Genomic DNA, 19,205 nt, shown 5'->3' with positions numbered 1-19,205 from the left:
GTGAGCGGGGAGGCGGGAGGGATAGCCCGACGAGGTTCACCGAGATGGCGAAGCGGAAGGCGAGGCAAGCGATAGAGAAGATCAAGATGCAGGGCGAAAGGCGTGCTCACGGCCCGCGGGACTGACTGACCTCCGGCGGAGCTGGCGGTACGCGGTACGCAAACAGGCCCCGGGTCAGCCTGCGTCGTCGGCGCCGCTGCTGCTGGCGTCATCTCCGGGACCGTCGTGATCCTCCGGCTGTGTCTGCTGAAGCAGGAAGCGTTCGCTCTCCCACGACAGAGTGCGTTCGATCTGGATGAAGTTCAGGCCGGTCGCCTGGACGATTCCTTCTTCGTCGAGGCCTTCGGGATGCGCGCGCAGGGCACGGGCGATCTTTCCGGCCCAGAGCTCTTCTTTCACATACGGCCGTTGCCGGTACCGCTGCTGGAGTTCACTGAGGTGTTCGGGGCCACAGGCCGCCAGAAGCCGCTGGCCGTCCTGCTCCGGATCGTACGGATGAGTTACGGAAGAGTCCTGCACCAGGGAGAAGATCTGCGTGCTGGGAGGGATGGGCAGGCCGCACAGATCGCACAGTCCGGGATCGGGTTCACAGGCGGCCGATTCGTCGCTGTCGTGCACGCGGACTTTCTAACCCGACCTGCCCCGGATCGTGGTCTTCGGCTCGCCTTGTCCCGTGAAACAACATGCTGATGGTCCCGCCGGACTTCGCATCCGGCTCAATTCCGGACGCCGCGGCGTTAGCTGCCGGGCGCAGTCGGGAACCCGTTGCTCTGCACGCCGATGACCGGCTGGTACCAGCAACCGGAAGGGCAGGCAGACCATGGAGGCATCGGAACCCCTGGTTTCGCCGGTCAATTCCCACAATGAGTGGGACCCGCTGGAGGAGATCATCGTCGGGCGTCTCGATGGCGCGACGATTCCCTCCAACCATCCGACCGTGAGGTGCAATATCCCGCCATGGGCGGCGCGGTTGCAGGGGATTGCCGCCGGCTTCAAGTATCCGCGCGTGCTGATCGAGCCGGCGCAGCGGGAGCTCGATCAGTTCATCACCGTCCTGGAATCCCTCGGCATCACGGTCAGACGTCCGGAGGCGGTCGACCACGGGAAACGCTTCGGCACTCCCGACTGGTCGTCGCGCGGTTTCTGCAATACCTGCCCGCGTGACAGCATGCTCGTGATCGGCGACGAGATCATCGAGACCCCGATGGCATGGCCGTGCCGATACTTCGAGACGCACTCCTATCGCCCGATCCTCAAGGACTACTTCCGGCGCGGCGCGCGCTGGACGGCGGCACCGAAGCCGCAGCTCACTGACGCACTGTTCGAGGCGGATTTCCGCGTCCCCGAGGCCGACGAGCCCATGCGCTACCTCCTCACCGAGTTCGAGCCGGTGTTCGATGCGGCGGATTTTGTGCGCGCGGGACGCGATCTGTTCGTCACGCGGAGCAATGTCACCAATCGCATGGGAATCGACTGGTTGCGCCGCCACCTCGGACCCGGCTATCGCATCCACGAGATCGAGAGCCGCTGCCGCAGGCCCATGCACATCGATACGACGTTCGTCCTGCTAGCGCCCGGAAAGGCGCTGGTCAATCCCGAATACATCGACGTCGACCGCCTGCCTGACGTCCTGAGCTCATGGGACATCCTGATCGCCCCAGAGCCCGATCCGATCGACGAGCGCCTGCTCAAGGTCGCCTCGATGTGCGGCAAGTGGCTCAGCATGAACATTCTCATGATCGACGAAAGACGGGTGATCGCGGAGCGGCATCACACCAACATGCTGCGCGCGCTCGAAAAATGGGGCTTCGAGCCGATCCCGTGCGACCTGCTGCATTACGCGCCGTTCGGTGGCTCATTCCACTGCGCGACACTCGATATCCGGCGTCGCGGAACGCTTGAGTCGTATTTCCCTTGATGGGCCGCCTAACGATCGAAGGCGAGACGGTGCGTAGGAAACTGAGACCAGGAGAAAGAAACCGTGAGTGCGAAGGACAGCATCCGTGTCGGGAGCCGGACCATCGCGATCTCCCGGCCGGACAAGGAACTCTTCCCGGACGACGGGATCACCAAGGCCGAACTGATCGATTTCTACCGCACCGTCTCCCGCCCCATGCTGACCCATCTGAGGGGCCGGCCGCTGGCCATGGAGCGCCACCCCGACGGGTACGGCGGGAAGTCGTTCTTCCACAAGGACGTCCCCGACTACTTCCCGGACTGGATCCACCGGGAGGAGATCGCCAAGGAGGACGGGACCGTCACCATGGCCGTGTGCGATGACGCCGCCACGCTCGCCTACCTCGCCAACCAGGCCTGCATCACCCCGCACCCGTGGCTCAGCCGCGTCGACCGGCTCGACTGCCCGGACCGGCTGGTGTTCGACCTCGACCCACCGGGTGAGGACTTCGAGCTCGTGCGGTGGACCGCCCGGAAGCTGGGCGACCTCCTCACCACGGAACTGGGGCTGCGGCCCGCGGTGATGACGACGGGCTCGCGTGGTCTGCACATCGTCCTGCTGTTGGACCGGCGCACCGACTTCGACACCACGCGTGCCTTCGCCCGGCAGGTGGCCGATCTGCTGGCCGGCCGGCACCCCGACCGGCTGACGACCGAGGCGCGCAAGAACAAGCGCCGCGGCAGGCTCTACTTGGACACCTTGCGCAACGCCTACGCCCAGACCTCGGTGGCCCCCTACGCCGTCCGGGCCCGGCCCCACGCCCCGGTGGCCACCCCGCTCGACTGGGGCGAACTCGACGATCCGCGGATCGGCCCGCGGCACTGGACCCTGCGCACCCTCGCCGACCGGCTGTCGACGCATGGCGACCCCTGGACGGGGCTCAGCCACTGCAGGCGCTCCCTGGGACCGGCCCGACGCCGCCTCGACGCCCTCGCCCAGGAAGACGCCTAGGGCCCAGGAAGACACCTAGACGCCTAGACGCCTCCTGAGAACTGCGAAACGGCGGTGAGACGGCGGTGAGACGGCGGTGAGACGGCGGTGATCCTGGACCTTCGGGGCACAGGATTCCCGGTGTGCGGGGGCTCGTTGGCGACTGCCTACACGTCTGTTAACGTCTGCTGCGACATCTCACCGTAGGGTTCCGCCCTCGCCATTCAGCCTCCTTGTGTCCGGTGACACCAGGAAGGTGGGAGTCACACCAGGATCTGACAAGGGTGTGTGGCGATGGGTGTGGTTGTTCGACGTGCAGAAGCGGCTCTGGAAGCCGTCGATCTGGTCAAGACCTATTCAGCAGGCAGGAACAAACCCCCGGTCACAGCGTTGCAGGGGCTGAGCTTCTGCGCGGCGAAGGGGACCGTCTTCGGACTGCTCGGTCCGAACGGGGCGGGCAAGTCGACCACGGTGAAGATCCTCTCCACGCTGTCGGTCGCCGACTCGGGATCCGCACGGGTCGCGGGCATCGACGTTGCGGCGAGGCCGGACCGGGTGCGCCGGGCGATCGGATACGTGGCCCAGAAGCCCGGCACGGACCCGATGGCGACCGCGACCGAGAACCTCCTGCTCGCGGGCCGCATCCACGGGATGTCCCGTCGTGACGCCAGGGCGCGGACGCGGGAGCTCATCGGCAGGTTCGGTCTGACCGACGCCGCCAACCGGCCGGTCAACACGTACTCCGGTGGCATGGCGCGCAAATTGGACGTCGCGCTCGGGCTGATGCACCGCCCGCAGGTGCTGTTTCTCGACGAGCCGACCACGGGTCTGGACCCCCAGGCCCGGAGCGAGATGTGGCACGAGATCGCCAGGATGGCCGGGGACGAGCAGATGACGGTGCTGCTCACCACCCACTACCTGGACGAGGCCGACCACCTCGCCGACCGGCTCGCGATCGTCGACCACGGCACCGTCGTCGCCGAAGGCACACCGGAGGAACTCAAGAGCGACCTGCGCGGCGACGCGGTGCAGGTCGAGCTCGCCCGGTCCGACGGCAGAGCACCCGAGGTGCTGCAACGCGTCCCAGAGCTACGCGAGATCACCATGGACGGATGCACGGTCCGCGGCCGCACCGACGACGGCGCGCGTGCCTTGCCGCCCGTCCTGGCCGCACTCGAAGAAGCCGGCATCGCCGTGACGTCCGCGACGCTTGCCCGCCCTTCGCTCGACGACGTCTACCTCCGGCACACCGGCCACAGCCTTGAGGCGGCCGGCGACGAGGACCCGAAGGCCCTGGAGGCGGCGAAGTGACCACAGCACCCATGGAGCGCGTCGGCACGCCTCCGCTGACCGTGATCACCCACTCCGCGTTCCTCACCGGCCGCCTGCTGCGCACGCTGTGGCGGATGCCCACCTTCCTCGTCATCGGGCTCGTGCAGCCGGTGATCTGGCTGCTGTTGTTCGGGCAGCTCTTCCGCGCGGTCGTGAACCTGCCCGGGTTCGCGCACGGCAGCGGCGGTTTCCTGCAGTTCCTCACGCCGGGCGTGGTGATGATGACCGCGCTGTTCGCGAGCGCCTGGGCCGGGACGACCTATCTGCAGGACATCGACCGCGGCGTGATGGACCGGCTGCTCACCTCGCCTGCCAGCCGAGGCGCCATGATGTGCGCGACCATGGCCTACCAGGCGATCCAGACAGTCATCCAAAGCGTGATCATCGTCGTCATCGCGCTGATCGCCGGAGCCCGCTTCCCCGGCGGCGTCCCAGGCATCGGTGACACGGTCCTCGCCGCGGTGCTGCTGACACTGATCTTCTCGGCGCTGTCCAACGCCGTCGCACTGCTGACCCGGCAGCAAGCCACACTGATCGCCATTTCCCAGTTCACCACGCTGCCGCTGATGTTCCTGAGCTCTGCCGTGATGGACCTGCACCTCGCTCCGAGCTGGGTCGGGCGCGTCGCCGGATACAACCCCGTGGAATGGGCGGTCGTCGCGGCGCGGCAGGCGACACTCGCCCACCCCGACTGGGGCGCGGTCTGGATCCATCTGGGACTGCTCGCGGTGGCCGTCCTCGTGATGGGCCTCCTGGCCACACGGGCATTCCGGGCCTACCGCAAGTTGACGTAAGAGAGGCGGACGAGGCGGACGGGCGGCCTGGATGTGCCGCACTCGGGGTGCGCTCCTTCAGGCCGTCGCCGTGGAGCGCACCTCTTCGGCCACCCGTTTGTCGAGGGCGGTGCGGACGAGTCCCGCGGCCAGCTGAGGCAGCTCGGCCTCGTCCACGAGGGATGCGAGTCTCTTGGGGGAGGTCGGCAGCCCGATCCGTTCTGCCCCGTCCAGCGCCTTGCGGTCCAGGTGAGGGGAGAACTCCGGCCACACGCCCTGGACCTCCCGGAGGAAGATGTCCACCCCGGTGGGGCCGATGCCGGGGATCTCGCGTAGCAGGCTCTTCGGGTCCGTACCCTCGCGACCCTCGCGCAGTCGACGCAGATCGCCCTCGTAGCGCTCCAGCAGCAGTTCGGCTCCGTCACCGAGTTGGGTGGCGGTCCGCTCGTCGTAGCGGCGGTAGCCACCCTCGCCGAGGGCGTCTACGCGCTGCTGCCAGGTGGCCTCCGACATCCGTCGGGCATCGCGCATCCCGGCGGCGAACAGCGCACGGGCCGCCGCCACCGCGGTGTCCGCCCGGATACGCGCGGACAGCAGCAACGACAGGACGACGAGCTGGTACAGCGGCGCGGGGGTGTTCCGCAGCCTGATGCCCGCCTGGGCCGCGTAGGTCTGACCGTGCCGGTCGAGCAGTGCCCGCACCACGGCCTCGTCCTTCTTGCTCATGACGCACTCACTCGCACACTCACCTTCCTCAGGGGGCTCGCGGCGCGAGACGAGCCACGCCGGCGAAGCTATCCGCACGCCGGAGCGCACTCGCCGCAACCAGCCCGCCGAGACCACTTTCATCATCCCCGCGGAGCAACTGGGCCCGCGGAGCAACTGGGCCCGCGGAGCAACTGGGCCCGCGGAGCAACTGGGCCCCGCAGAGTAACCGGGCCCCGCGGAGGACCCAGGCCCGGCAGAACAGCCCCGGCAGAGCAGCACCGGGATCTGCCAGCACCAGGCGGCCCGCCCATAGGGTGGCCAGGTGACCGGGGACATGCGCATCTGCTTCATCGGCGACTCGTTCGTCCAGGGAATCGGCGACCCAGAACACCGAGGGTGGGTCGGCCGGGTGCTCGCGGCCACCGCCGGCGACCTCACCGCCTTCAACCTCGGCATCAGGCGCAACACTTCCGAGGACGTCCTGCGTCGCTGCTGGCAGGAGGTCCTGCCCCGAACCCTGCCTGGTGCCGACAACCGGCTCGTCGTCTCCTTCGGCAGCAACGACGCCATCCGGGAGAACGGCGCGGTCCGCGTCGACCCGGCCCGCTGCCTGGACAACCTGGCCTCGATCCTGGAGGAGGCCCGGCGCCGGGCGATCGCCTCACTGGTCGTAGGCCCCCCGCCGGTCATCGACGCAGGCGAGCAGCACCTGCGACGGACCACAGAACTCGCCGACGAGATGACCGCCCTCTGCCGATCACGGCACATCCCTTTCATCGGTACGACCCTGGCCCTGGCCGACGACCCCGTCTGGATCCGGGAAGCCCTGGCCGGCGACGGCGCCCACCCGGGCGGTGGCGGCTACCAGAGGCTGGCCGACCTCGTCCTCACCGGCCGGTGGCACGAATGGATCACCGAGCCGCGCCCATGACGGGCATGCCCGCGGCTGACGACGTCCGAGCAGCTCTCCTGCCTCGCGCGCGGCTGCCGTAGGGAGTGGAATGGAGGCGTGGCCGGCGGCCGATCACCGCGCGTCGGCCCGATGACAACCGCACCGCACGAGGAGTCGGCATGCCTGCAGGTTCGAGCAAGAAGCGCGAGCGCCAGTACGAGCACATCAAGGAGAGCGCCGAACAGCGGGGCGAGTCCACGAAGCGGGCGAAGGAGATCGCCGCCCGGACCGTGAACAAGGAACGCGCCCGCTCCGGCGAGTCGAAGACCGCCAGCAAGGTCTCCATCCGCGATTCGAAGTCCGCCTCGCAACGCGGCGGCGAACGTTCCCACAGTGGATCCCAGGGCCCCACCAAGGACCAGCTCTATGAGGAGGCCAAGAAGAAGAACATCGAGGGGCGCTCCAACATGAGCAAGCAGCAGCTCCGGAATGCCCTCGGGCGCTGAGCTGAGTACAACGCAGCCCGTGATCATCGGGCATATACGCAGCACGACAACTAGGTTTCAAGTTCAACTACGGGGGCGGGGTAGGCCACTCGTCGCTGCCGCTGCCGCTGCCGATGCCGCCGTTGCCGCTGTCGTGTGACGTTCAGGCGGTGAGAGCGGCAACGGGGCGGGCCGGTTGGCCGGTGAAGTAGTGAACGTACTCGTGCTCCAGGCGGAAACCGGCGGTCCAGGCGAGGAGCCGGCTGGGGCGGTTGTCGCGGGAGCAGGTCCAGGTCGGGGCGTGGCCCCGGCCGGCGATGTCCTGGCACAGGGCGGTGACGCAGGACAGGCCCAGGCGCTGGCGGCGGTGTTCGGGGACGGTCACGCAGGCGATGTCCTCGTATGCGCTGCCCCGGAAGTACGTACAGGCCACGGCGAGGACGCGGTCCTTCCGGAAGGCCGCCCAGCCGTGCCCGGAGGCGGCGAGGCCGGCCGGGCCGCCCCAACTGGCGTGGATCCACGCCATGTCTGTATCCAGCGCGGCCAGCGCGGGGGCGTCCTCGGCCTTCAGTCGACGCACCGTCACACCTCGGGGCGGGCGTGCAGGTGAGACCGGGACGCGGTGGACGTACGTCATGCGCTCCCACGGCACGAGCAGGTCGAAGGCGTTGCCCAGCAGGGGCAGGAAGCGGGCGGGGGCCTGGACGTAGTGCGTGGCGAAGGCGGCGAGTGAGAGCGGGGCCAGGGCGGTTGGTTCGCCGCGGAGCAGCAGGTGATCGGCGCAGGCCACCGCCAGGGTGCGGGGGGCGAGGGCGCGGTCGGCCCACCAGTGGCCGGCGCCCGAGACCAGCGCGTGTTCGGCAAGCGCCGCCGCCCCGGGAGGGCCGTCCGCGAACCAGCGGGAGGGGGAGGGGAGTTGGTCGGGGCTGAGTTCGATCACGGGTTGTTCCTTGTGACGGTGACAGACAGGGTGCTTCTGGCGGGCGGGCCCCGCCGGTCTGCGTGTTGCGTGTGACGGTGCGGTGGAGACGGACGGGTACGCCGGGTGGGCCTCGCAGGGGGGATGGCGGCTACGTACCGATACATCGGGACGTAGCCGATACACAGGAAAAGGGCGCCGGATGTAGTCAAATGCCGTGCCCCCAACGGCTTCAAGAGATCCGTGTGCCTCTTTACACACCCCTGATGACGCGATGTCGATGCTCCTCCGCTGCCGCTGCCGCTGCCGCTGCCGCTGCCGCTGCCGCTGCCGCTTCTGCTACTGCTGCTCGCGGTCGGTCACGTGTGTCGGACGCCGACGGAGTGCGGTGGCTTCCAGCCCCAGGTGGTCAGCATGCCGGGGGAGAGCGCGGCGGAATCCGGGGAGGACAGGGCGTGCCGGGCCCGTTCGAGCTGGGGTTCGTCGACCTGGCCCGTCGCGAGGATGGCGTCCCGGGTGCGTTCCCAGGTGTCGGCCCAGAAGCGGCTGATCGGGCTGCCGGGGAGCAGTGGCGGGACGTGGATTTCGGCGGCCACCGAGGACAGGCCGTCCTCCAGGAGGAAGTGCGGGTAGTCCGGTACCCAGGAGATGTCTGTGCCGATGGTCTGCCGTAGCGCCTGCCACATCGCGCGCATGACGGCGGTGTACGGGGTGGCCGGTGCGGAGGCGGTGGTCAGATCGACGGCGTCGCTGAGCACCAGCACACCACCGGGGACGAGCAGCGCACCGAGCCTGGCGATCATGCGGCGCCAGGAGCGCAGATGCATCAACACGAAACGGGCGTGGACGAGGTGGAAGCGGCCGGGGTCGAAGTCCGGTGCGGTGATGTCGGCGGTCTGGGCGACCAGCCCCGGCGGGCCGTCGGCGGGGAGGAACCGGGTATCACGGTCCACGGCGAGGACGGAGCTGACACCCGCGGACTCCAGCAGCCACCGTGCCACCGTGCCGGTCCCGGCCCCGACGTCCAGGCAGTGCCAGCCGGGGCCGACGCCGAGTGCCGCCAGCCGTGCGGTGCTCACCTCGTCATAGGCGAGCGCGCCCAGATCGATGCGGTCGGCCTCGCCGGTCTCCTCCGGGCGGAAGGCGTCCTCGCCGTAGCGCCCGGCATCGCCATGCCGCACCACTCCAGTATGGGCGCGAGGGTCGGGGCGCGCCTGGCGTGGCGACAGGGGCGTCGGCTCGCCGCCTGACCCATCGGACAGGCCCTACGACATCGGCGTGGACACGCGGGTGAGGTGGAAGTAGAAGTCCGCGGGGGCGCCCTTCTTGTCCATCACGCCCAGCAGGACGTCGTCGGTGAGCCGGCGGAAGTGGTCGATGACGGGCAGCTGGTCATAGACCATCGCCGTGGACTGCCGGCCGCGGTGGACGACCTCGCGCAATGTGGCGAGGCCCATCTCCTCGTACGAGAAGACCGTCCCGCCCTCGTCACGGCACAGCAGCGGCTCCACGTGATCGGCATCGACGAACCGCTTGCCGTACCACCGCATCGAGGCCAGCAGTGCGGCGTTCTCGCTGGTGTGCTCGAACCCGCCACCCTGCCAGGTGCCGATGAGGAGCGCGGAGTTGACCGGTTCCAGCCGGTCGAAGAGCTTCGCCAGCTGCTTGTTGTCGTATTCCCCTCCGGACGCGATGACCTCCAGAACGCTCTGGATTTCCTGGCTTTCCTGGCTTTCCTGGACTTCCTGGATTTCCTGCGCTTGCCGGGTGTGCGCGGTGCTGCCCGGTCCGCCCGGCAGGGGAGGGGTGGCCGGTCCGCCGGGCCGTACGGGGTCGAATCGGTGGTACATCCGCGCGTGCCAGAGAACCACCCGCTCCAGTGCCACCGCGGAACCGTACCCGGCCGCGGTGAGCGGAGCCAGGGCACGCCGGCACTGCGCGAGTGCCGCCTCGGCGCGCCCGTACGCCTCCTGCTCGCTCAGGCCGATGGCGAGCGCGTCGGCCTTCCCCTCGGCCTGTTCCCGCTGGTGGCCGCGTAGATCGTTGAGCAGGCGGATCGCGATCGCAGCCTGGCGCAGCGCGGCCAGCAGCAGGGGAAGGCGCTGGGGCAGATCCGGCTCGTCGATGAGCGCCCACAGGGCGGTGACCTGCTGTTCGACGCCGATGGTCCAGGCGCCGTGGCGCAGATAGTCCGCGAGGTGGGGCGTACCGCCGCCGGCGGCCGCTGTTCGGGCCGCCTCGTGTTCGCGCCGCATGCCGATGAGCGTCTGGTGCATGCTTTCCCGCCAGACGGCGAGGAGTTCGGTCCGGCCGTCGCGCTGCAGGGCGTCGGCGATCTGCGACAGAGCGCGCGCCATCGGGTCGTCGCTGCTGCTCTCGTGCCCCGCGAGTACCCGGTGCCAGGCCCGTACGCGGGCGGGGGTCCCGTCCGGGCAGGCGGGGTCCGGTGCATCCGGGGTGTCCCACGCCTCCGGCGCGTCGAGGATGTTGTCGATCGCCATCAGCCAGACCATGAGCCGGGAGATCTGGTAGCAGCTCTCCGAGGGCAGCCAGGGGGTGATGAACGCCGTCTGGAGGCACATCAGGGGAACGAGCGCGGTGTCGACGGGCAGCCCGAGCTCTTTGAGCCAGATCTCCAGCCGCGGCATGTTCTGCAATGCGGCGGAGCATGTGTCCGCTACGAAGACGATCTCCGAGGGAGGGTGGCCGGTCGGTAACGAAGTGTCCACGCCGTCAGGCTACGTGTGCGTCAAGGGTGATCCACGCCGATCGGCCACGCATCGCACGCGCACTCCGAACCAGCGGAACCACCCACGTCGAACCAGCAAAACCACCCACGTCGAACCAGCGGAACCACCCACGTCGAACCAGCGGACCAGGAGAAACCGAGGCCAGATGTCAACAGGACGTGCGTTACCCGCCGTACCGGACGCGCACTTATCGAGCGCGCTCGCACGACGTGTGCAGCGTGCGCTCGCCCTCGCCACCCGGCATGCCCTCTCCACCCAGCGCGACAACGGCTCATGGCTCGCCACCCCCGCCCCTCGTGTCACCGAGACCGCACTGTGCACCCTGGCCCTGGCACGCTCACCGCACCCCGGCGCCGGCCGAGCCGCCGAGCGGGGCCGGGCGTGGCTCACCAACGGCGCCGCCCCGCAGGACCACCATCCGGTGGCCCGTGCCATGGAGACCGCGCTGCTGTCCCTGGCCCTGGACAGCGGCGGCCCCATCGACCTGAGCCACCCCTCCTTCGCGGACCGGGCGCTGTCGGCCCGCGCCCGGCTCCTCCAGGCCATCGCCCTGCACACCGGCCGGCCGACCCGTGGCGGGACCGGCCCCGACGCCCTGCGCGCCGAGCTGGCCACCGCCGTCGCGGCCCCGGGGCGGCTCAAGCGCTGGACCCGGGTGGAACTGTGGTCCGCGCACGCCCTGGTGGAATCCCACTTCGGCGACCAGATATCCGCCCGGCAGGCCGCCCGGACGATCGCCGACCAGCAATCCCCGTCGGGCGACTTCTTCGGCAATCCGGTCACCACCGCTCTCGCGGCGCTCGCGCTCCAGGCCGCCGCCCCCGGCGCACCCGCCACCCGCCGCTGCGCGGAGTACCTCCTCACCGGCCAACTCCCCGACGGCACCTGGCGCTTCGCCACCAGCGACGTCTGGGACACCGCACTGACCGTGCGCGCCTTCCACGGCGCGCCGGCCTTCGACGGCCACGGGCTGCCGGCCGCCGTCGCGTTCCTGGTCGCGGCGCAGAATCCGGACGGCGGCTGGCCGTACCGCTTGGGCGTCGAGTCCGACAACGACACCACCGCGGCCGCCCTGATCGCGCTGGGCGGCGTGAACGGCGCAAGCGGCGCGCCCGGCAGAGCGATCCGGGCCGGGCTGCATCACCTGGCCCGGCAGCAGACGGCCGACGGGCTCTGGCGGACCTGGCAGTCCGCCGGGGACCCGCCGGTGGACGACGTGATCGCCCATGTCGTCACCGCACTGGACCGCCACTCCGGCCGCCATGGTGTGCAGCTGACCGCGGCGCGTGGCTGGCTCGGCGAACGCCTCGGCGAGCAGGGGCGCTGGCACGCCGGGTGGTACCGGGGCCTGCCGTACGCCACCGCCGAGGTCCTGCCCGCCCTCGGCGCGGCGGCCCTGCACACGGGCGGCCATCCCGCCGCCCGGACGCTGGCCGAAACCCGTAACCCCGACGGTGGCTGGCCCGTCGAGCCGGGCGGCCCGAGCACCCCGGCCGCCACCGGCCTGGCGCTCGCGGCCCTGGAACGAGGCGGCCTCCTCGGCGAGGAGTACGAGGACCACTGGGCGCAGGGGCTCGGCTACCTCGTCGCTGCCCAGCGCGCCGACGGCACCTGGCCCGGGGTACCGCTCATGTACGGTCCGCGACCGCTGCTCACGCACTTCCCCACCCACACCCATGCGTTCACCGTCGACGGCCTCTTCGCCGGGCAGCGCCGCCTGGACGACGCTGCGGGCGGCGGCGCCCCGGCCCGTAAGGAAGAGTGAGATGCGGCCCGATGCCCCCCGCGAGGCACCCACGGAAGCCTCCGCCGAAGCCCCCGTCGCCCCCGGCCGGGTACCGCTGGCCGGGCATGCCCCGCGGCTCCAGCGTGACGCGCTGCGCTTCGTCAGCGGGCTGCGGCACCACGGACCGGTGACCCGGATCTACATCGGACCGCGGCCGGTCCATGTCATCAACTGCAGTTCTGTCGTACGGGAGTTGCTGATCGTTCAGGCCCGCGCCTTCGACAAGGGTGCGATGTTCGACGCCCTGCGCGTACCGCTGGGCGACGGGCTGATCACCGCTGCCGGCGACCGCCATCTGCGCCACCGCAGGCTGATGCAACCTGCCTTCCACCACGACCGGATCGCCGGCTACGCCCGCATCATGTCCGAACGGTCCCTGGCACGGGCCGCCGCCTGGGAGCCCGGTACCACTCGCGACCTGGTGCCGGAGATCCACCGCCTGACCCTCGACACCCTGCTCAGCACCCTCTTCGCGGATCCCCGGGACCCTGACCTGAACAGGGCCGTCAAGGACTGGCTGTCCGTCAAGTACCACTCGATGCGGCTCGCCCTGTCCCCGCTGCACGCCTGGGCGGAACGCCTCCCGCTGCTGCCGGGATGGCGGCCGCCGCACGACGGCCCGCTGCGGCGGCTGGTGGCCGTCCAGCACCGGATCATCGGGACATACCGCGCCGACGGCCGGGACCGCGGCGATCTGCTCTCGATGCTGCTGCTCACCGGCGGCCCGGACGGCGCGCTGACCGACACCGAAGTGACCGACGAGCTGATCACCCTCTTCCTGGCCGGCACCGGCACCGTCAGCGCCTCGTTGGCGTGGGCGCTGTACGAGGTCTCCCGCCGCCCCGACGTCCAGCGCCGGATCCACGACGAACTCGACACCGTCCTCGCCGGACGTCCCCCCGGCTTCCAGGACCTTCCCAAGCTGGTCTACACCCGACAGGTGCTGACCGAGACGCTGCGTCTGCACCCGCCGTCGTGGCTGCTGATGCGCCGCGCGGTACGGCCGGTCACCCTCGGCGGCATCCGGCTCTCCCCGGGCGCCGAGGTGTTCTTCAGCCCGTACGCGCTGCACCGCGATCCGCAGCTGTACGAGGACCCGGAGCGCTTCGACCCCGAGCGCTGGCCGCGCGAGGCCGCCGCGAAGGCGCCACGACACACCTATCTGCCGTTCGGGGCGGGCAGCCGGCTGTGCATCGGCGAGGACTTCGCCTGGACCGAACTGACGCTGGCACTGGCCGCGTTCACCGCCCACCGACGCCTGACACCGGCCGCCTCCGCCCCCGTACGGCCCCTGGTGGGGACCGTCCTGCGCCCCGACCGGCTGCCGCTCACGGCGCATGCCCGCCCGTCCTGAACCTCTTCCCCCGCCCCGTCCCCACGCCAGGAGCCGCAGATGCCGAACACACCGGCGCACACACAGCCGTCTGACGACCCGGTCCCGCACCCCGGCCGGCTGCGGGACCGGGTCGCGCTGGTGACCGGCGGCGCCTCCGGGATCGGCGCGGCGTGTGCCGGGCGGCTGGCCTCGGAGGGCGCTGTGGTGGTGGTCGCGGACCTCGACGAGGACGGTGCGGCCCGGGTGGCCGGGCAGATCACCGCAGCCGGCGGTGCCGCCCTGCCCCGCCGGATCGACATCACCGACCCGGACAGCGTCAGCCGGGTCGTCGCGGAAGCCGCGGCCTTGCGCGACGGCCTGCGGATCGCGGTCAACAGCGCCGGAATCAACGGCCCCCTCAGCCCACTGGCCGAACTCCCGCCCGCCGACTTCGACACCGTGATGAAGGTGAACCTCTACGGCGTCTTCCACGCGATGCGCTGCCAGCTCCCCGCGATGGCCGCCACGGGCGGCGTCATCGTCAACCTCGCCTCCATAGCCGCGCATTCGGGCTTCCGCGGTCACGCCGCCTACGCCGCCGCCAAACAGGGGGTCCTCGCCCTGACCCGGACCGCGGCCCGCGAGTACTCCGACCACGGCATCCGGGTCCTGTCGGTCTCACCGGGCATCGTCGACACCCCCTTGGTCACCTCGCTGCCGCCCGGAGCCACCGACCGGCTCCTCGGCTCCGTCCCCCTGCGGCGCACCGCGCAGCCGGCCGAGGTCGCCGCGCTCATCGCGTTCCTGGTGTCCGACGACGCCTCGTACGTGACGGGCAGCGACCATGTGGTCGACGGCGGTTACCTGGCCAAGTAGCCGCGACCGGCACCCGGCCGCGCCCCGGCGACGGGCCGCACGGGCACCTCGGCAGAAACTTTCCGCAAGCGCCATCCAGCGGAGCCTCCCAGACGTATCTCCCCATGGGGGGTGGGTCCAGGAGGGAAGCTCATGGCGATTCTGAGTCATCTCATTCCCGCAAAACACGATCACCACAAGGAGGACACGACCTCAAGCCGCGACGACACGAGGGGCAAGCGCCGCCGGCGTCGTCGCCGCCGTCGCCGTACCAGCAGCCATGGTCGTTGGTAGCCGCACAGGACGGTCGAGCGGGCCGGAGCCCGGCGCTCCGGTCCGCCGGGCCGGCGAACTTCTCTGAGGGATGCATGCCATGGCGCGGGTCCCGAGGCACGGTCTACGGCGTCTGCTGTCGGTGGGGGAGGACCCCGACGCCGTCGTCCCCGCCGCGCCACCCGTGTCCCTGCGCGAGGTCTTCCGGCGTTTCTGGCCCTATACGCGCGGCGGTCGGCGTTGGCTGGTGCCGCTCCTCTGCTTCAGCTTGGTGGGGCCGGTGCTCGACGGTGCCGAGATCTGGCTCTTCAAGGTCGTGGTGGACGACGTACTCGTCCCGCGTGATCTGAGCCCCTTCCTCTGGATCGCGCCGGCCTACCTGCTGCTCGTCATCGGCTCCGGCGTTCTGGGGTTCGCCGACGACGTGCTGTCCACCTGGGTCAGCGAGCGATTCCTGCTGGCCCTGCGGGCGGAGGTGTTCCGGCACGTCCAGGGACTCTCGCTCGGCTTCTTCGAACGACGGCGGCTGGGAGATGTGCTGTCGCGCGTCACGGGCGATGTGGACGCGGTCGAGGCGTTCCTCCTCTCGGGCGTCGCGAACGCCCTGTACTACGTGATCGAAGTGGCCGTGTTCCTCGGTCTCCTCTTCTACCTGCGATGGGACCTGACCCTCCTCGCGCTCGTCATCGTCCCGCTGTTCTGGAGCGCGGCCCGCCACTTCTCCCGGCTGATCAAGGCCGCGTCACGGGAGCGCAGACGCCGCAGCGGCTCGATCAGCGCGATCGCCGAGGAGTCACTCGGCAACGCCGCCCTGGTGCAGGCGTACAACCGGCAGGGCTGGGAGCAGCGCCGGTTCGAGCGGGAGAGCGTGGGCAAGTTCCGGGCGGCGATGACATCGGCCCGGATCCGCGCCGTCTACGCGCCGATCGTCGAGGTCATCGAGGTGAGCGGCGTGCTGGCCGTCATGGCGCTGGGTACGTGGAAGCTGGCACAGGGGCAGCTCACACTGGGCGGCTTGCTGGTCTTCGTCGCGCTGATCAGCAAGCTCTACGGTCCCCTCCGCGAGCTGTCCCACCTCAGCAACACGTTCTACTCGGCCGCGGCCTCCGCCGAGCGGATCATCGAACTGCTCGACCAGCGCCCCCAGGTCGTCGAGACCGCCGCCGCCAGGCGGATCGGGCGTGCCCGCGGCGATGTGGAGTTCGACGGCGTCTCCTTCCGTTACCCGGGCACGTCCCGGTGGGCGCTGTCCGGGGTGTCGTTCCATGTGGCCCCCGGCGGGACGCTGGCGCTGGTCGGGGCGAGCGGCGCCGGCAAGTCCACCGTCGCAAAGCTGCAGCTGCGCTTCTACGACCCGGACCGGGGCGTGATCCGCCTCGACGGGGCCGATCTGACGGATGTGCGGCTGCGCGACGTGCGGGAGAGCGTCGCGGTGGTGCTGCAGGAGACGCTGGTCTTCCACGGCACCGTGCGGGAGAACATCGCTTACGGCCGCCCGGAGGCGACGGAGGCGGAGATCGTCGCCGCGGCCCGCGCTGCCGATGCGGACGAGTTCGTCCGGCTGCTTCCGGAGGGCTACGACACCGTGGTGGGCCAGCGCGGTCGCACGCTGTCCGGCGGGCAGTGCCAGCGCCTCGCCATCGCCCGCGCGATGGTCAGGGACGCGCCGGTCCTCCTGCTCGACGAACCGACCACCGGACTGGACGCCCCGTCCGGTAGGCGGATCATGGACCCGCTGCGCCGGCTCATGGCCGGCCGGACCACCCTGGTCATCTCGCACAATCTGCTCACCGTCCGCGACGCCACCTGCATCGTGGTGCTCGACCACGGCCGCGTCGTCGAGCGCGGCACACACGACGAGCTGCTCGCACGCGGCGGGACCTACGCCCGGCTGCACCGCCTGAACGCGCTGACCGACCTCCGGCCCGCCGACTCCGCACCCCAAGGGAAGGTGCTGTCATGAGCCGCGCCACCGCGCCACCCGCTCCGCCCCTGGCGCCCGGAACACAACCCGCGCCGGGCTACGAGGTGCTGGCGCATCTGGCACGCACGGGCTGGCTCGACCTGTACGACGCCTGGAGCGAGGAACGGGACTGCCGGTGCGTGCTCAAGGCCGTCCGCCCGGACCGCCGCCATGACGAACGGCTGGCCGACCGGCTGCTGCGCGAGGGCCGCTGGCTTCGGTCCTTCACCCACCCCCACCTGGTCCGTGCGTACGCGACCTTCGAGTCGCCCGAACCGCTCGTCGTCCTGGAAACGCTGACCGGCGAGACCCTGGCCCACCTCATCCACCGGTTGCGACGCCGGCCGGCCGCCGTGGATGTGGCCCTCCTCGGCGTGCACCTGTGCTCCGCGATCCACTACCTCCACCGCCAGGGCCTGCTGCACCTCGACCTCAAGCCGTCGAACGTCGTGGTCGACTGCGGCCACGCCAAGGTGCTCGACCTCAGCGTCGCCCGGCCGCCCGGCAGCGCTCCCGCGGGCATCGGCACGTTCTGCTATCTCGCTCCCGAGCAGGCGCGCGGGGGTCCGCTGACGGCCGCAGCCGACGTGTGGGGCATCGGTGTCACGTTGTACGAGGTCGCCGCCGGTGACCTGCCGTTCGCGACGGACCGGGACGACGGCTATCCCCAGCTGAAGGCCACCGCTCCGCCGATCGGTTCGCGCCGGCGCCTGCCGCAGGAGCTCGCCGCGGCCATCGACGGCTGTCTGCGGCCCGATCCGGCCGCCCGGCCCGCGATCCGGGAACTGGCCGCCGCCCTCGACGCGGTCCTGCCATGGCAGAAGCGCCATGTGGCGCCCGCGTGACCTCTGACGACGTGACTCTGACGAGCAGCGGCCGGGCTACCGCGCCGTGGCGAAGCGCGCGGTGGCGAGGACGGTGCCGTCGGTGGCGACCAGGCGAGCGCCCGAGAGCGTGGACGGATCCACGGCAAGGGGGGCTCCCCAGTAGCCGTAGCCGTCGTGCAGTGCGAAGGTGCCGACGCGCACGGTCGTGCCGTTCGTGCGCTCCAGCAGGCAGGTGACCTTCCCGCTGTACGGGATCCCGGCGTCGTCGAGGTCGACGGACAGGTACATCCAGGCAGGTGATCCGGTATGGGCGAAGATCTCACCGACCGGCTGCCGATCGGGACCGGCCGCCGTCAGACCTCCGTGCAGCAGTCCCGCACCCATCACGACGGGCCGTGCCGGGGCGGCCGCGTTCTCCAGGGCCGTACCGACGGCCCAGCCGCCGAACCCGCAGGCCAGCGCGAGGGCGGCAACGGCGGAGGCGACCCGCAGTCGTACCCGCCCGCGGAATCCCCGCCGCGCGCGACCGATCCCGCGCGGGTGCCGGCGAGCACCCTGCGCCGCTGCGGAGCGGGCCAGCGACCGCGCCACCCGGGTCTCGAATCCCACCGGCGGCTCGCGGCCCGGCAGCAGGCCGACCAGGCCGTCACCGACGAGGGTCAGCTGCCCCACGTACTCCCGGCAGTCCGCGCAGCGGTCCAGATGCGCGACGGCCTCGGCCCGCTCCCGGCCCGGGAGCACGCCCAGTGCCAGCTCGGCGCCGAACTCCCGCAGCTTCTGACAGGTCACGTCCTCAGACATGGTCGCCTCGATTCGGAGACGTGAGCGCGGTCCGCAGTTTCCCCATCGCCGTCCTGATCCGCGTCTTGGCCGTGCCCAGCGGGATCTTCTCCCAGTCGGCGACCTGCCGCGCCGACATTCCGTAGATGCCCGCCATCACCACGGCACGGCCCTGCTCGCGCGGGAGTTGCGCCACGGCGGCCCGCAGCCTGGACGATGCCTCGTCCGCGAGTGCGAGCCGCTCCGGTGTCGCGGTCACCGCGCCGAGGAGCGCGTCGAGATCTTCGGGTGCCACCGGCTGCGGCTGACGCGAGCGCATGGCGTCGATGGCGAGGTTGTGAGCAATGGTCGTCAGCCAGGTCGCCACCGATCCCCGGCGGGAGTCATAGATCTGCGCGTGCCGCCAGGCGCGCTCGAACGTCTGCTGGGCGATGTCCTCGGCGAGCTGCGGATCGCCGAGGACGGCGATGGCGACACCGAAGACCGTGTGCTGGAAGCGCCGTACGAAGGTCACCGCGAGTTCTGGGTCGCCGGTGGCGAGTCCGGACAGCAAGGCCTCGTCCGGGCCTGGCTGGCGGCCTGCTCGCGGTGGACGGGCTGCACTTCGTCATGAGCCGTACCGCCCTGCTCGATCTGATCGTGATGTTCTGGGTGGTGGCC

The 19,205-nt window shown here is 70.7% G+C and carries 18 protein-coding genes; 11 read left to right on the top strand and 7 right to left on the bottom strand.

Annotated elements, in window-relative coordinates; translation table 11 throughout:
- Window positions 1–174: 174 nt before the first annotated feature.
- A complete protein-coding gene (locus tag ACWD6P_RS24755; protein ID WP_451446349.1) occupies window positions 175–618 on the bottom strand; it encodes a hypothetical protein in 444 nt (147 codons plus the stop codon).
- A gap of 202 nt (window positions 619–820) precedes the next feature.
- Between ACWD6P_RS24755 and ACWD6P_RS24750 the strand changes: the two genes are divergently transcribed.
- The 4 genes from ACWD6P_RS24750 to ACWD6P_RS24735 all read left to right on the top strand — a co-directional run bounded on the left by ACWD6P_RS24750 (window position 821) and on the right by ACWD6P_RS24735 (window position 5,013).
- Window positions 821–1,918, top strand: coding sequence for an amidinotransferase (locus tag ACWD6P_RS24750; protein WP_451446348.1), 1,098 nt, complete (start codon window positions 821–823; stop codon window positions 1,916–1,918).
- A 63-nt stretch (window positions 1,919–1,981) separates the two neighbouring features.
- Entirely contained in the window at window positions 1,982–2,908 is a 927-nt protein-coding gene (ligD, locus tag ACWD6P_RS24745; protein ID WP_451446347.1) for a non-homologous end-joining DNA ligase, read from the top strand.
- Between the two features lie 273 nt (window positions 2,909–3,181).
- Window positions 3,182–4,198: an ATP-binding cassette domain-containing protein gene (locus ACWD6P_RS24740; protein WP_451446346.1), complete on the top strand. Its 1,017-nt coding sequence runs from the start codon at window positions 3,182–3,184 to the stop codon at window positions 4,196–4,198.
- Window positions 4,195–5,013, top strand: coding sequence for an ABC transporter permease (locus ACWD6P_RS24735; protein WP_451446345.1), 819 nt, complete (start codon window positions 4,195–4,197; stop codon window positions 5,011–5,013). The genes ACWD6P_RS24740 and ACWD6P_RS24735 overlap by 4 nt, the downstream gene beginning before the upstream one ends.
- A 57-nt stretch (window positions 5,014–5,070) precedes the next feature.
- Here ACWD6P_RS24735 and ACWD6P_RS24730 read toward each other — a convergent pair whose 3' ends face one another.
- On the bottom strand, window positions 5,071–5,718 hold the full coding sequence (locus ACWD6P_RS24730) for an endonuclease (protein WP_451446344.1): 648 nt from the start codon (window positions 5,716–5,718) through the stop codon (window positions 5,071–5,073).
- Window positions 5,719–6,022: 304 nt separating this feature from the next.
- Here ACWD6P_RS24730 and ACWD6P_RS24725 point away from each other — a divergent pair, with 304 nt between their 5' ends.
- Both ACWD6P_RS24725 and ACWD6P_RS24720 read left to right on the top strand, forming a co-directional pair.
- Window positions 6,023–6,631 carry a GDSL-type esterase/lipase family protein gene (locus ACWD6P_RS24725; RefSeq protein ID WP_451446343.1) on the top strand — a complete coding sequence of 203 codons (609 nt, stop codon included), beginning with the start codon at window positions 6,023–6,025 and terminating at the stop codon, window positions 6,629–6,631.
- Window positions 6,632–6,771: 140 nt separating this feature from the next.
- Window positions 6,772–7,098: a plasmid stabilization protein gene (locus ACWD6P_RS24720; protein WP_451446342.1), complete on the top strand. Its 327-nt coding sequence runs from the start codon at window positions 6,772–6,774 to the stop codon at window positions 7,096–7,098.
- A 142-nt stretch (window positions 7,099–7,240) separates the two neighbouring features.
- Here ACWD6P_RS24720 and ACWD6P_RS24715 read toward each other — a convergent pair whose 3' ends face one another.
- From ACWD6P_RS24715 to ACWD6P_RS24705, 3 genes are all read right to left on the bottom strand, one after another.
- Entirely contained in the window at window positions 7,241–8,017 is a 777-nt protein-coding gene (locus tag ACWD6P_RS24715; RefSeq protein ID WP_451446341.1) for a GNAT family N-acetyltransferase, read from the bottom strand.
- Between the two features lie 338 nt (window positions 8,018–8,355).
- Window positions 8,356–9,177 carry a class I SAM-dependent methyltransferase gene (locus ACWD6P_RS24710; RefSeq protein WP_451446340.1) on the bottom strand — a complete coding sequence of 274 codons (822 nt, stop codon included), beginning with the start codon at window positions 9,175–9,177 and terminating at the stop codon, window positions 8,356–8,358.
- Window positions 9,178–9,261: 84 nt separating this feature from the next.
- Complete coding sequence (locus ACWD6P_RS24705) at window positions 9,262–10,725, bottom strand: DUF4334 domain-containing protein (RefSeq protein WP_451446339.1); 1,464 nt, start codon at window positions 10,723–10,725, stop codon at window positions 9,262–9,264.
- Between the two features lie 166 nt (window positions 10,726–10,891).
- Between ACWD6P_RS24705 and ACWD6P_RS24700 the strand changes: the two genes are divergently transcribed.
- From ACWD6P_RS24700 to ACWD6P_RS24680, 5 genes are all read left to right on the top strand, one after another.
- Window positions 10,892–12,511 (top strand): prenyltransferase/squalene oxidase repeat-containing protein, encoded by a 1,620-nt coding sequence (locus ACWD6P_RS24700; protein WP_451446338.1) that lies wholly within the window; start codon window positions 10,892–10,894, stop codon window positions 12,509–12,511.
- 1 nt (window position 12,512) lies between these two features.
- The gene (locus ACWD6P_RS24695) at window positions 12,513–13,886 is read left to right on the top strand and encodes a cytochrome P450 (protein WP_451446337.1); all 1,374 of its coding nucleotides are present in this window, start codon (window positions 12,513–12,515) and stop codon (window positions 13,884–13,886) included.
- Window positions 13,887–13,925: 39 nt separating this feature from the next.
- Window positions 13,926–14,723: an SDR family NAD(P)-dependent oxidoreductase gene (locus ACWD6P_RS24690; protein WP_451446336.1), complete on the top strand. Its 798-nt coding sequence runs from the start codon at window positions 13,926–13,928 to the stop codon at window positions 14,721–14,723.
- A gap of 352 nt (window positions 14,724–15,075) precedes the next feature.
- Window positions 15,076–16,938 (top strand): ABC transporter ATP-binding protein, encoded by a 1,863-nt coding sequence (locus ACWD6P_RS24685; RefSeq protein ID WP_451446335.1) that lies wholly within the window; start codon window positions 15,076–15,078, stop codon window positions 16,936–16,938.
- A complete protein-coding gene (locus tag ACWD6P_RS24680; RefSeq protein WP_451446334.1) occupies window positions 16,935–17,783 on the top strand; it encodes a serine/threonine-protein kinase in 849 nt (282 codons plus the stop codon). Before ACWD6P_RS24685 ends, ACWD6P_RS24680 begins: the two co-directional genes overlap by 4 nt.
- Window positions 17,784–17,819: 36 nt before the next feature.
- Here ACWD6P_RS24680 and ACWD6P_RS24675 read toward each other — a convergent pair whose 3' ends face one another.
- Both ACWD6P_RS24675 and ACWD6P_RS24670 read right to left on the bottom strand, forming a co-directional pair.
- Entirely contained in the window at window positions 17,820–18,566 is a 747-nt protein-coding gene (locus ACWD6P_RS24675; protein WP_451446333.1) for a hypothetical protein, read from the bottom strand.
- Window positions 18,559–19,098 carry an RNA polymerase sigma factor gene (locus ACWD6P_RS24670; protein WP_451446332.1) on the bottom strand — a complete coding sequence of 180 codons (540 nt, stop codon included), beginning with the start codon at window positions 19,096–19,098 and terminating at the stop codon, window positions 18,559–18,561. Before ACWD6P_RS24670 ends, ACWD6P_RS24675 begins: the two co-directional genes overlap by 8 nt.
- Between the last annotated feature and the right edge of the window lie 107 nt (window positions 19,099–19,205).

The organism is Streptomyces sp. NPDC002446 (assembly GCF_053595675.1).
This window is presented reverse-complemented; position numbering and strand designations above follow the sequence as displayed.